Here is a 13,417-nt window from a genome sequence, read left to right on the forward strand (position 1 = left end):
CCGAGCACACCGCGAACGCCGATCCGGTACGCGGCACTGCGAGCCGCCATCGCACGGGGTCGTGCATGGCGGCAAGGCGGGAAGGATTCGCTTGATCGATCAGCAAGTTGCTGGCGCGACAGCCGGAGTCCGCGGCCATCGACCTGCTGGAGTAAGCCTGCTTGCACATCGGTCAAGACCGTGCGGTGGATGGTCCAGGAGGCGCGATGAAGGCTGGCGAGCCTGCGATCGAGCGGCGAGTCCGCCGACTCGGAACCCTGGATCGCGTGCCGACCACGGACGCATCAGCACCGGTCCGAGCGCCCGCGTACATGCATGGCGAGCCGCACGGCCGGCGGAATCATTCGGCAAACGCGATCTCCGTCCGCCCGCCGAGCGCGACGCAGCGCACCTCGACCTGCTGGTAGCTGGGGTCGTCCGGATCCTGTTCCGGCAGTTGGTAGTCGACTCGACAGGCCTTCTCCGGCCCTTCGCCCCAACGGACGATCAGCACACCCTCACGAGGCAGCCCGCGCAGGAATGCCCGCCCCCCCTGCCCCACCATGGCCAGGGAAACGCCCTGGGCATCGATGACGTCGGAGCCCAGCGGCGCGATCTGGCCGTCCTCGCGAAGGATGCGCAGCAACACCGGCACGCCGGTGATGGTCGGGTAGCTGAGCATCACCACGGCACCATGGCGCGGGGCCACCGCCTGCTCGGTGATCTGCAACTCGACGTTGCGCAGGGTACCGATCGGGTCGATCGCCACCTGGTTGTGGCGATAGGGGGCGAGGCCGCCGACCACCGCGTAACCGTTGCTGCCGACACGGGCGTTCATGTCGTTGCTGACATAGGCCCCTTCCGCCCCCTTGGCCTCGACGACGGCAAAGGTTTCGCTCTGGCTCTGGGTGAAGTTGATCCCACCCGGGTGGGCCACCAGGCTGCCACCAATGCCGACGCTCTGCTGGCGGTAACCGGTGCCTTCGCTGTAGCTGGCGTTGAGCGACGCCGCCGGTGCGAAGTAGTGGACGCTGCCGCCGGCGTTGCTCGACCGGTCGCCCTGGTCGCTGCTGCGCGAGCCGTAGAGGCTGTAGTTCATCTGCGAGCGCTCGCCCGCGACGCCGCTGAGGCTGGCCTGGGTGTTGCTGCGCTTCCCGGACTGGCTGACCGAGCTACTGAGGAAGGGCGAGCGCACATCGCGCCTCAGGGGCACGCTGAAGGACAGCAGGTACTGGTTCTCGTATCCCGAGCCCATGCGCGTCCTGCCGGCCGAGGTGCTCATGGTTCCCCAGCTGAAGCCGTTGGAGTAGCCGGCCTGGAAGGTCATGTCGCTACGCTGTCCGGCGTTCCAGTAGTTCTGTGCCGAACCGCTCAGGTAAAGGCTGCCGAAGTTCGACCCCAGGGGCTGACTGATGTTCGACCCCAGGGGCTGACTGATGTTGGCCTGCAATCGGCTGCGCTGGCGGTAGAGGCGGCTGTCGGGGTTGCCGACGGACTGCGCGTAGTCGCCGAACTCGAGATATCCCTCGCTGGAGAAGCGGTAGGCAGCCAGGGTGAAGTTGGTCTGGGTGCTGTCCAGCAGCTTGCTGTAGGTGACCCGGTAGCTCTGGCCGCTCCTGGGGGCGGAGTCGGCGACGGGACGCTCGGCGACATGCGAGCGGGTGACATCGAACGCGACGGCCCCCAGCCCGGTACTGATCGCGACACCACCCTGGGCGGCCATGTACTTCTCGGCCACGATGCTGCCCAGGTAGCCGGTGAAGGCGTTGGTCACTCCGCGCTGGTAGGTACCCATGACGAACTTCGGCGATGCGTCCAGGCTGCGGTCCCGGTACTCGCCGGCAGTCACGCTGAAACGGGATACACCGGGGCGCAGCAACTGCGCCACCGAGGCATAGGGCACGACGAAGGAACGCTGGCGGCCGTCGGCCTCGGTCACCGTCACCTCGATGTCACCGGAGTAACCCGAGTCGTAGAGGTCGTCGATGCTGAAGGGCCCGGGGGCCACCGTCGCCTCGTAAAGCACCGATTGCCCCTGGCGCACGGTGACCTTGGCGTTGGTTTCCGCAACGCCCCGGATCACGGGGGCGAAACCGCGCTGGGAGTCGGGGAGCATGCGGTCGTCGGAACTGATCTGCACACCTCTGAAAGGCACGCTCTCGAACAGCTCGCCGGGCGTGTAGTAGTCACCGACCGTGAGTTGCGAGCGCAGGCCGGTGAGGTCGCGCTGGGCATAGGTGCTGGCGTTGCTGTAGTGGCTGCGGGTAGGGCCGCCATCCTGGCTGGAGCGGTTGTAATAGCCGTTGGAGCGCAGGCGCCACTCACCGATGTTGAGACCGTTGTTGAGCCCCAGGGACAGCTGGTTCGAACCGACGCCACCGCTGTGGCTGCGGTAGCCGCTGGCGTTGTAGCCGATGAATCCGGCCGTGACGCCGGCATCCCAGTCACGGGGGTCCACGTGCCCGCGTGCCTGTCGCCCCAGGTACGCCTGCGGGATGCTCAGCTGGGCGCGCAGCTCGGACAGATCAACCTCGACCTGCGCCTGCGGCACCAGGCGATCCAGTTCGACACAAGCCTCGTTGTCCATAATCGACTGCCGTGCGGCCTGGGGGTCCGGCAGGTTCGCCAGCTCGATGCCGAAGGTGCCGACGTGCTCGGGCTTGAAGCAGTAGCGCTGGATGACCGCAGCGCCCTCGCCCTCGCTGAGCACCCGCAACTCGTGCCGCCCCTTCCAGGCCTGGTTGACGTAGATATCCAGGAGATAGGTGCCGGGAGGCAGGACGTTTGCGTTGGCGAAGCGTGACAGGTCGACGGCCTCTTCCGCACCGCTACCGAAGAACGCCGGGTTGAAGACGGCATAACGGGCCGGGGAAACGCCTTCGTCCGCGTCCACCTGGCTCCAGTCGCTGAGCGCCAGGGAGGCGGCAAGGACCACGGCCGTGACCTTGAGCCGTCCACTACTGCGCGCGAGACGCACCCTGCGGGTGCCGCGCGTAGCCGATCCCGGATACCTGTCTGAAAGAGCTTTCATAGTCGTACCTGGCGCATCGATGAATGGCGCGCGAACGATCGAGCGGCATCAGCGCCTTGCGCGCACGAGCCGCCGGCTCACGGCTCCAGCCTCGCCTCGTGCCCAATGGATGAGCCGTAGTCGTTGATCCACTTCGTCACCACCGTGGCGGCCGATCCCCGCTGCACCGCACCCGGCAGGGGGAAGTCGCGGCTTCCGAGCGGCGGCACCATCCCATCGCCGGCCTCGTGCGCCCGCCCGCCGACATTCAGCGAGACGTCGCTGAACGACACATGGAAGGCGCTGGGGTTGCTCGCTCGCAGCACGCTTTCCGCGCCGTTCTGCACCAGCCGCCAGCTGATCTGCTGGGCCGCTCCGGACGCGCTACCCGGCAAGCCGGACGGCCGATAGAAGAGTTTCAGGCGGGTGCGGATGGCGAACTGCATGGAGTTGCCGCTGTCCGCCGTGGGTTGTGGCGGGACATCCAGGAGGTTGAGCCAGAACACCGTCTCGCGGTCAGTGGGCAGTGCCTCGCCCGTGAACGCCAGGCGCAGGCTCTGCCCCTTGCCCGGATCGAGGCGGAAGATCGGCGGCGTGAGCAGAAAAGGCGCATCGGCCTGGTCCGGCTTGCTCGACGGGTCGCCGCGATCGATCCAGGCCTGCACCAGGGAAGGCTCCGTACCGTCGTTGCTCACCCGTACGCTGATTTCCTGCTGCTTGGCGGGATAGATGAAACGGGTGCCGTTCACCACCATGCCGGCCTGCACGCTCGGCAGGAAGATGGCGATGAAGAGTGCGGCGATCAATCGGGTGATCCTTGCAGTGGGATGCATCGGTTTTTCCTGAATGGCCGCCGCCCGGGGCGGGCCGGGCGGGTGGCGATTGGTCCTGATTCGTGGCGGGGAAGGCGGGAACGAAGGCCGCAGTGGCGGCGTGCCTTTTCCCGGGGGAGGATGATATCGAGCGACACACCCGCCATCCGGCTTCGAGCACCAGGGAAAACCGTAGGAAAAGTCCTTAAAAAGCCAGGAAAAAGCCGTCAACTGCAAAAATGAGGCAGGGGTCGAATCAGCGGACGCGCAAAGTCAGAGCGCGGGAGTACGCAGGGGAAGCCCTTCACCAGGGAAGGACCCCGGCTAGGAAGCGGTGCTGTTGGCCAGGTCGTTACGCCGGGCGAATTCGATCAGCTCCAGCAACGAGCCGAGGTTGAGCTTCTGCTGGATGCGACTCTTGTAGGTACTGACGGTCTTGTTGCTGAGCAGCATCAGGTCGCCGATCTGCTTGTTGGAGAGACCCGACGCCAGGTACTGCAGCACCATCAGCTCTTGGTTGGACAGACGTGCGACCAGCTCGGCCTCGCTGGTCAGGGCGGTCTGGCCCGCCTGCAACGCATCGGCTGGGTAGAAGGAAAACCCCGCGCTGATCGAGTTGATCGCGATGACGAGGTTCTGCAGGTCCTCTTCCTTGCTGACGAATCCCTTGGCGCCCGCCTGCATGCAGCGCTGGCAGAAGCTCTCGGCGGGTTGCGACGTGAGCACCAGCACATGGCTGTCGAGCTCCAGGGCGCGGATGCGGGCGATCACCTTGAGCCCGTCCAGGCGCGGAATGCCGATATCGAGGATGACGATGTCGGGCTCGTGCTGGCGAATCAGTTGCAGCGCATCGACACCGTTGTCCGTCTCCGCAAGCACCTGGATGCCATTGCGTTCCAGCAGCATGCGCACGGCGAGGCGGATGACGGGATGATCGTCGACTATCAGGGCACTTCTCATGTCGATATCTTCCGAGGGACACGGGCACAACGCCAAGGCACGGCAGGTGGGGCTACGCGCTGGCGTTGATGAACTTTCCTACAAGCCAAGGGGAAGGTTCGCCTAGCTCGGCGACCGCCCCCCTAAGTAACGTAATCGGCCACGCGATTCTGCCGAGTAAAACCGATGAAGAACATAAGCATTCTGGTTCTGGAAGACGAACCCTTCCAGCGTCTGTTGGCCATGGCCGCCTTGAAAAAGCTCGGCCTGAAGGACATCTGCGGCGCCGGGGACGGCACCGAAGCACTGGCCATGCTTCAGGAACGCGGTGGCGTCGATATCGTGCTTTGCGACCTGCGCATGGCCGGCATGGACGGCCTGGCCTTCCTGCGCCACGCCAGCCAACGGGGCCTGGCACGCGCTGTAGTACTGAGCAGCGCGGTGGAGCCGGTGCTGCGCCAGGCCACCATCTCGATGATCCGCTGTCTGGGTCTGGAGTTCCTCGGCGACCTTGGCAAGCCCTTCGATATCGGTCGCGCCAACCAGTTGCTGCGCGCCTTCGATCCCGCCGTAGAACTGCCACCCGGTAAACCGGAGGTGGTTGAGATCCCCTCCCTGAGCGACTTGCTCGACGGCTTCGAGCGCGGCGAGTTCGAAGCCTGGTTCCAGCCAAAGTTCGATATGCGCAGTGGTGCACTGCAAGGTGCGGAGCTGCTCGCCCGCTGGCGCCACCCGCAATACGGCGTCCTCAGCCCGGCGCACTTCCTGGCCCAGGTCGAAAGCAATGGCCTCATCGACCGCCTGTTCTGGCAGCTCTTCGAGCAGGGCCTGACACTACAGCGTGACCTGGCCATCGTGGGGCAGCGCATCGAGTTGGCGTTCAACATCCAGCCCAGCCAGTTGAGCGACCAGAAAATGGTCGAACGTATCGCCCGCCGCCTGCAGGAAAGTCGCCTGCCCGCCGATGGGTTGAACTTTGAAGTGACCGAAACGGGCCTGCTGCGGGCACCCGCTGCCAGCCTTGAAAACCTCGTCAGGTTGCGCCTGATGGGCTGCGGCCTGGCCATGGATGACTTCGGCGCTGGCTACTCCTCGCTCGACCGCTTGTGCGAACTGCCCTTCAGCCAGATCAAGCTCGACTCTTCATTCGTGCGCAAGCTGCAGAGCCACCCACGTTGCGCCGCGGTGGTCAGAAGCGCTGTAGCCCTGGCTAGCACGATGGACATTTCCCTGGTGGTGGAAGGGGTAGAAAGCAAGGAGCAGAAGACGCGCCTGCTGGAGCTGGGCTGCTCCCTGGCGCAAGGGTTTCTCTTCGCCCGCCCCATGGACGGCGCCGCCTTGAAGCGCCATATCGCGCAACGATGAACCGCGCTGCAGCGCAGCTCAAGCCTCCTGCAGGTGCTCGCGCAGTCCGCTCTCCAGCTCTGTCAGCGCCCGCGCAAGCGCATCGCCCGCCTGCCGCAGCCGAGCCCCATCGGGCGGCGCATCGGCAGTGGCCGCCATCAATTGCCGGCAGGCCGCTATCACCCCCGCCGCCTTGACGACCCGCGCCGCGCCGATCAGCCGGTGAGCCAGCTCGGCAAGCCCCTCGGCATCGCCCGCCTCCAGCAACGGGGCCAGGGCCACGAGATCCTTGCGGTTGGTCGCCAGCAACTCACCCACCAGGTTTCTCACCAGCGCTTCATCGCCCCCGGTGAGTGGCTGCAGGGGGGCCAAGTCGAACAACGCCCCCTCATCCAATGGTTCCGCGCCCTGCTGGCGCTCCCGGGCATGGACCCCAAGCGCCCGCTGCAGGGCATCCAGGCCGATGGGTTTGATCAGGCATTCATCCATGCCGGCGGCCAGGCCCCGCTCGATCTCCTCGGGCTGGGCGTCGGCGGTCAGCCCGATGATGCACACCGCCGCCAGGCCCCGCTCGCGTTCCTCCAGGCGTATGGCAGCCGCCAGCTCGGCACCGCTCATGCGCGGCATGTGGCAGTCGGTGGCCACGGTATCGAAGTGCCCTTCGCGCCAGCGCTGCAAGGCTTCTTCGCCATCGCCCGCTTCCTCCACCTCATGGCCGAGGAAGACCAATTGCTGCTGCAGGATCTGCCGGTTCACCGGGTGATCGTCCACCACCAGTACGCGCAACCGCCGTGAGGCCACCACTGAAGCGACCGGCGCCGCCTCCATGGGCGGTACGGGGTCCAGGCGGTGCAGGCGCAAGCTCACATCCACCCGAGTACCGCGCCCCGGGACGCTGTCGAGGCTCAGACGCCCGCCCATCATTTCGCAGAGCGAGCGGCAGATGACCAGGCCCAGCCCGGTACCGTCCACCGGCTGGCCTGCCCGCTCGATGCGGGAGAAGGGCCGGAACAGGCGCGCCTGGTCCGCTGGCGAGATGCCGATGCCGCTGTCCTCGATGCTCAGGCTGACCCTGAGCATCCCCGCCTCCGAGGTATCTCCGTCAACGCGAACGCTGACCCGCCCATGAGTGGTGAACTTGATGGCGTTGCTCACGAGGTTGGACAGGATCTGCTTGAAACGCTGCCCATCCACCAGCACATCACCCTGGATGCTGCCGTCGATCTCCAGCGCCAGCTCCAGGCGCTTCTGGCGCGCCAGGCCATCGAAAACCCGAGCCACCGACTCGACCAGTTCGCGCAGGTTGGCGCGCCCGGGCGCAAGGCTGAGCCGCCCCGACTCGATGCGCGCGATATCGAGGATGTCGCCGATCAGCGTCAGCAGGCTCCTGGCGGAGCCGTAGGCGACCTGGATGCCGGCCGGGTCGATGGGCCCGCTCTCGGCGCGTTTAAGGGCCAGCTCGAGGATGCCGATCACCGCGTTCATCGGCGTGCGGATCTCGTGGCTCATGGTGGCGAGGAATGCCGTCTTGGCGCGGCTGGCGTCGTCGGCCTGGCGCTTCGCAGCCTCCAGCTCGCGGACCAGGTGATGGTGCTCGGTAATGTCCAGCCAGCCGCCAATCACACCCTTTATCGCGCCGGTGGAGTCCTGGAAGGGCTGGATCCAATGCTCGATCCACAGCCGCCGACCACCCAGCTCCAGTTCGTGCGTGCCCTGGATCAGACCCCCGCCCTCCATAGCCTGGAGGTAGCTCTCGTGGAAGAGCGGCGCGGCCTCGAAGGTCAGTGGCAGCTCCGCCACCGTGCAGCCCAGCACCTGCTCCCGCTCCAGGCCAAGGGTCTGCAGGTAGCTGCGGTTGCAGGACAGCATCCGGCCAGCCGTGTCACGCACATAGACAGGGGGCGGCATGCTGTCGATCAGGGTTTCGATGAAGCGCAACTCGTCGTTGAGCTGCCGCTCCGCTGCCCGCCGCTTGCGCACCTCACGACGCAGGCGCAGTCCCCAGGCGAGCACAAGCCCCAACAGCACCAGGGCACCGATGACGATCTGCAGGATCAGTTGGTTGTAGTCGCGCCAGGTCTGCGCGCTCATGGCCGGGCTGCCGCGCCAACGATTGGCGGCGGCATTCAGCTCATCCGGCGCCAGGCTGCCGAGCGCCTTGTCGAGGATCGACTGCAACTCGACATCGCCGCGGCGCATCGCAAAGTTCGCGGTGGCCGGGTCGATGGGCACCAGGGACGACACCGCCAGCCGATTGCGGAACAGCCGCACCACGTAGTAGCGAGCAGTGGGCAACGACACCAGCGCCGCATCGGCGTCGCCGCTGTAGACCAGGTTCATGGCATCCAGCGACGAGGCCGCCGCCAGCAGCTCCGCGCCTGGGTAGATGCCCCGGGCCTCCTCGGTCGCCACATGCCCAGCGGCGATGGCCAGGCGCTTGCCATCGAGGCCGTCGAGCGGCTCGGCAAGGCCGTCTTGCGCCCTTCTCGTCACCAGTACGAAGGGATTGGTGACCACCGGCCGGGTGAAGCGCAGCGCGCTTTCACGTTCGCGTCCCTGGGTGAGGATGGCCAGATCGAAACGCCCCTGGCGCAAGCTCTCCATCTGGTCGGCAAGGCTGCCCCGGCGACTGACCGCCTCGAACTGCAGGCCGGTGCGCAGGGACACCATCTCCAGCAGGTCGGCGGCGATGCCGCGGAACTGGCCCTGGGCATCGAAAAACGCCATCGGCGCCATGTCGTCGTCGATCACCAGGCGCACGCGCGGATGGCGCTCCACCCAGCGCCGCTCCTCCGCCGTCAGCGGCAACGGCTCCAGCGCCGGCATCACGCCGCTGCCTACCCAGCGCTTGGCGATGCCCTCCAGGCGCGAGCGGCCCAGAGCGCGCAGGGCCGCATCCAAGCCGCGAAGCAATTGCGGGTCCCCAGGGCGAACGATGAAGGCCACGCCATCGGCCTGGAGCTCGGCGAAGCGCTCGAAGCGCACCAGACCATAGAAACCCCGGTTGATCCGGTAGTAGGTGGTCAGCACGTCACCCAGGTACAGATCGGCCTTGCCGAAGGCCACGGCGGCCAGTGCCTCATCCACCGAGCCCGCCGCCACCAGGTGCGCGCCGGGGAAGCCCTGGCGCAACGCGGGGTCGGTGAGGTATTCGGTGGTGGTGGCGATGGTCAGCCCGGCCATGTCGGCCGGGAATTCGCGGCCATCCTCCTGACGGCGGAACAGCGCGGCGTGCTCGATGGCGAACGGCTGGCTGCGTGCCACGGCAGCCCCATGCAGGCCGTGACTGGATGCGCTGGCCATGTCGATCTCGCCCTCCTCCAGCGCCCGGGCCACGGCGGCCTGGTCGGGCAGCCTGCGCAGGACAACGCGCATGCCGAGCATCTGGCCGACCAGCGCCACCACATCCGCCGTCATGCCCTCGAAACTGCCATCGCGCTGCAACATCGCCAAGGGCGCCTCGATGTCACCCGCCACCCCCAGCACCAGCTCGCGCTTCTGCCGCAGCCAGTGCCAATCGCTTTCGCCAAGGGTGAGTTCCTGCTGGTCCACCCGCAGCTGGCTGGCCAGGCGCAGGGGGATGGTTTCCTGGGAAGCGGCCCGTGCCGACAGGGCGAGCGGCAACAGCCAGAGGCTCAGGCAGAAGTACTGCACAAGTACGCGGAGTGAAATATGACGGAACACCGGGCCGACCTGTTTCTAGGCGTTGGATGAAAGGAACATTAGTTGAAGAGCGGCAGGTCGTTAATCGTCTGAGTGCATTTAAAACTGCCTACATAGGCTGTAGGAAACTTCCCAAACACCCAGACCCGGCCTTCACCGCGAATATACTTCCCGCCTCACGTATTCAGCCAACTCCCCAGGCGCCACGGCCAAAAGACCCGTGGCCGCTGGCGTGACCCACTGGGATCACGTCAGGAATATTAGGAATTGTCTGAAAGACTTCAACATAACTTCCGAAGAAATATCCCATAGCGTCGGATCGACCTACAGCGGTTATTGATCCGCCTTGGGTAACTTGTTTGCGCTGCGCCCACCGGCAATTGCGCAAACACTCACCACGAAAACTTGCCCTTTAATCGAACGGCTTTGCGTGCGCGCCGTAGACCATTGGGAAACTCGCTAAGGAGTACTGAATAGATGAGTAAGATTCTGCTTATCGACAACCAACCGATGATCCGCTTCGCCACCCGCGTGCTGCTGGAGCGCGAGGGCTACGACATGGTCGGCGAGACCGAGAACGGTGTGGAAGGGCTGAGCCTGGCCCGCTCGCTCAAGCCGGACCTGGTCATCCTCGACATCGCCATCCCCAAGCTCGACGGCATGGAAGTGCTGACCCGCCTCGCCGCCATGGACGTCAACCTCAAGCTGCTGGTACTGACTTCGCTGCCCGCCGCGCTCTACGCCAACCGCTGCCTGCAGGCCGGCGCCACGGGCTACCTGTCCAAGCAGGAGCAGGCGGTCAGCCTGATCGCCGCGACCAAGTCGGTGCTCTCCGGCTACAGCCTGTTCCCCAGCACCGTGCACCTGCCGGTGCCGTCCCAGGCCGGCGAAGACACCCAGTTGCTGGACAGCCTCTCCGACCGTGAACTGGCGGTGCTGCAGAACCTGGCCAATGGCAAGAACAACAAGGAAATCGCCGAGCAGCTGTTCATCAGCCACAAGACGGTGAGCACCTACAAGTCGCGCCTGATGGACAAACTCAAGACCCGCAACCTGGTCGACCTGATCGACTTCGCCCGCCGCTACGCCCTGCCCACTCCCTGACCGCTCAACCCGCCGCTCGCGCGGGCGGCAGGCCGATCACCCGTGCCACATGCACGGGTGGCGGCAACTGCCGATGCGCCGCCGCCAGCCCGCCGACCCTCTCGGCGACCGTGCTGGCGAACGGCGTCGAGCGCGCACTCGCACTGTCCACGTTCATCAGCATCTGCTCACTGGCCGCCAGCAACGCATCACCACCCTCGGGGTACAGCCCGTGGTAGATGTGCAGGCGCTTGGCGTCGTGGGCGAGCACCTGGGTGCGCACCTCCACACCGGCGCCGAGCTTCACCTCGGCGAGAAAGTTGAGGTGGCACTCCAGCGTGTAGAGGGTGTGACCGCTGCTCGCACGCCCCACCTCGTCCAGGCCGATGTGCTCCATCAGCGCATCGGTGGCGTAGCTGAAGATCAGCAGGTAGAACGCGTCGCGCAGGTGGTCGTTGTAGTCCACCCATTCGGCGGGAATGGCGGTGCGGTAGGTGGTGAGGGCTTGGCTCATGGCGATTCCTGGCGATGGCCCTCCCTGGGAGAGGGCCGGTTCGAAGTAGCGGGAAGTCCGTGGGGCGTCAGTCGGCGAAGGCGAAGCCGTGCTTCTCCTTGGTCGCCTTCACCGCGTCGAGCACCGCCAGCAGGCAGTCATCACGATAGCGCTCCAGCTCGGCGATGCTGCGCGAGCCCTGCTGCTCGCTGGTGCCTTCCACCACGCTGTCGATCAGCGCTTCGGTCAGCTCCGGGGCAGGCAGGTAGGTCCAGGGCAGTTGCAGTGCCGGGCCGAACTGCGCCATGAAGTGGCGCATGCCGGCATTGCCACCCGCCAGGGTGTAAGTGAGGAAGGTGCCCATGAAGGACCAGCGCAGCCCTGCGCCGAAGCGGATCGCATCGTCGATCTCGCCGGTGCTGGCAACGCCGTCGTTGACCAGGTGCAACGCTTCGCGCCACAGCGCTTCCAGCAGGCGGTCGGCGATGAAGCCGGGCACTTCCTTGCGCACATGCAGGGGTCGCATGCCCAGCGCGGTGTAGATCTGTATCGCCGCCTGCACGGCCTCCGGCGCGGTCTTCTCGCCGCCCACCACTTCCACCAGCGGCAGCAGGTAGACCGGGTTGAACGGGTGGCCCACCACGCAACGCTCCGGGTGCACGGCGTCGGCGTAGAACTCGCTGGGCAGCAGGCCCGAGGTGCTGGAGCCGATGATCGCCTCCGGGCGCGCCGCCGCGCTGATGCGGGCATGCAGGTCGAGCTTCAGGTCGAGCCGCTCGGGCGCGCTTTCCTGGATGAAGTCGGCATCGCGCACGCACTCCTCGACCGTCTCGACGAAGCGCAGGCGCTCCTGGGAGGCGCCCGGCGCCAGGCCCTGCTTCTGCAGCGCCGGCCAGGCGTTGGCGATGCGGGTGCGCAGGGCGGCTTCGGCACCGGGCGCCGGGTCCCAGGCAACGACGTCGAGGCCGTGGGCCAGGGCGCGGGCGACCCAGCCGCTGCCGATGACGCCGCTGCCGAGGGCGGCGAAGGTCTTGATGTGGGTGATGAAGGCCATGGTGGCTCCTGGTCCTGTGTTCGATATGGGGGACCCGAGCTGATGCCCGGGTTAGGGGAGAAACGTCAGCCGCGGCGCTTGAGGTTCATCTTCTCGCGGCCCTCGGCCGGGCTCAGGGCGCGGCCACCGAGGCGCTCGATGATCTCCACCGCCCGCTCCACCAGTTGGCCGTTGCTGGCGTGCACGCCACGGTCGAGCCAGATGTTGTCCTCCAGGCCGACGCGCACGTTGCCGCCCAGCAGCATGGCCTGGGCGACCATGGGCATCTGCGAACGGCCGATGCCGAAGCCGGCCCAGGTGGCGCCCGCCGGCAGGTTGTCGGCCATGGCCTTCATGGTGGTGGTGTCCGCCGGAGCGCCCCAGGGGATGCCCAGGCAGATCTGGAACAGCGGGTCGTCCAGCAGCCCCTCCTTGAGCATCTGCTTGGCGAACCACAGGTGCCCGGTGTCGAAGATTTCCAGCTCGGCCTTCACCCCCAGCTCGGTGATGCGCTTGGCGCCGGCGCGCAGTTGCGCGGGGGTGGAGACGTAGATGAAATCGCCATCGCCGAAGTTGAGCGTGCCGCAGTCCAGGGTGCAGATCTCCGGCAGCAGCTCTTCCACATGCTTGAGCCGCTCCAGCGGGCCCACCAGGTCGGTGCCGGCGCCGAACTCCAGGGGCTGCTCGCCCTTGCCGATCTCCAGGTCGCCGCCCATGCCGGCGGTGAGGTTGATGATCACGTCGGTGTCGCTTTCGCGGATGCGCTCCACCAGCTCGCGGTAGAGCGCCACGTCGCGGCTGGGCTTGCCGGTGCGCGGGTCGCGCACGTGGCAGTGTGCGACCGTGGCGCCGGCCTTGGCCGCTTCGATGGCGGCGGCGGCGATCTCCTTCGGCGTGACCGGGATGGCCGGGTGCTTGCCGACGGTATCGCCGGCGCCGGTTACCGCACAGGTGACGATGACTTCATGGTTCACGGTTGCAACATCCTTTCTTGGAGGCGATCGGGTGCCGTGCGCGGCGACCCGCGCACGGGAGGAAGCGAAGCGTTGGTAACGGCAGCG

General features: G+C 66.5%; 9 protein-coding genes. 2 read left to right on the plus strand and 7 right to left on the minus strand.

What is annotated here, in order from left to right; translation table 11 throughout:
- Positions 1-340 precede the first annotated feature (340 nt).
- The 3 genes from RTW82_RS00950 to RTW82_RS00960 form a co-directional block, all read right to left on the minus strand.
- Positions 341-2,914, minus strand: a complete 2,574-nt coding sequence (locus RTW82_RS00950; protein WP_316924001.1) for a fimbria/pilus outer membrane usher protein — start codon at positions 2,912-2,914, stop codon at positions 341-343.
- Positions 2,915-3,087: 173 nt separating this feature from the next.
- A complete protein-coding gene (locus tag RTW82_RS00955; RefSeq protein WP_316924002.1) occupies positions 3,088-3,795 on the minus strand; it encodes a molecular chaperone in 708 nt (235 codons plus the stop codon).
- Positions 3,796-4,125: 330 nt separating this feature from the next.
- A complete protein-coding gene (locus tag RTW82_RS00960; RefSeq protein WP_021218154.1) occupies positions 4,126-4,761 on the minus strand; it encodes a response regulator in 636 nt (211 codons plus the stop codon).
- A 165-nt stretch (positions 4,762-4,926) separates the two neighbouring features.
- Between RTW82_RS00960 and RTW82_RS00965 the strand changes: the two genes are divergently transcribed.
- Complete coding sequence (locus tag RTW82_RS00965) at positions 4,927-6,105, plus strand: EAL domain-containing response regulator (RefSeq protein WP_316924003.1); 1,179 nt, start codon at positions 4,927-4,929, stop codon at positions 6,103-6,105.
- An 18-nt stretch (positions 6,106-6,123) separates the two neighbouring features.
- Here the strand turns inward: RTW82_RS00965 and RTW82_RS00970 are convergent, their stop codons facing one another.
- Positions 6,124-9,756, minus strand: coding sequence for a transporter substrate-binding domain-containing protein (locus tag RTW82_RS00970; RefSeq protein ID WP_410478750.1), 3,633 nt, complete (start codon positions 9,754-9,756; stop codon positions 6,124-6,126).
- A gap of 468 nt (positions 9,757-10,224) precedes the next feature.
- Between RTW82_RS00970 and RTW82_RS00975 the strand changes: the two genes are divergently transcribed.
- Complete coding sequence (locus tag RTW82_RS00975) at positions 10,225-10,851, plus strand: response regulator transcription factor (protein WP_021218157.1); 627 nt, start codon at positions 10,225-10,227, stop codon at positions 10,849-10,851.
- Between the two features lie 4 nt (positions 10,852-10,855).
- On the opposite strand, the gene RTW82_RS00980 is transcribed toward RTW82_RS00975, so the two are convergent.
- The 3 genes from RTW82_RS00980 to RTW82_RS00990 form a co-directional block, all read right to left on the minus strand.
- Positions 10,856-11,344, minus strand: coding sequence for a thioesterase family protein (locus RTW82_RS00980; RefSeq protein ID WP_316924005.1), 489 nt, complete (start codon positions 11,342-11,344; stop codon positions 10,856-10,858).
- Between the two features lie 67 nt (positions 11,345-11,411).
- Positions 11,412-12,377 carry an L-carnitine dehydrogenase gene (locus tag RTW82_RS00985; protein WP_316924006.1) on the minus strand — a complete coding sequence of 322 codons (966 nt, stop codon included), beginning with the start codon at positions 12,375-12,377 and terminating at the stop codon, positions 11,412-11,414.
- Positions 12,378-12,442: 65 nt separating this feature from the next.
- Complete coding sequence (locus RTW82_RS00990) at positions 12,443-13,330, minus strand: 3-keto-5-aminohexanoate cleavage protein (RefSeq protein WP_021218160.1); 888 nt, start codon at positions 13,328-13,330, stop codon at positions 12,443-12,445.
- Positions 13,331-13,417: the final 87 nt, after the last annotated feature.

The organism is Pseudomonas sp. zfem005, assembly GCF_032621735.1.
Classification (GTDB): Bacteria; Pseudomonadota; Gammaproteobacteria; order Pseudomonadales; family Pseudomonadaceae; genus Metapseudomonas; species Metapseudomonas solani.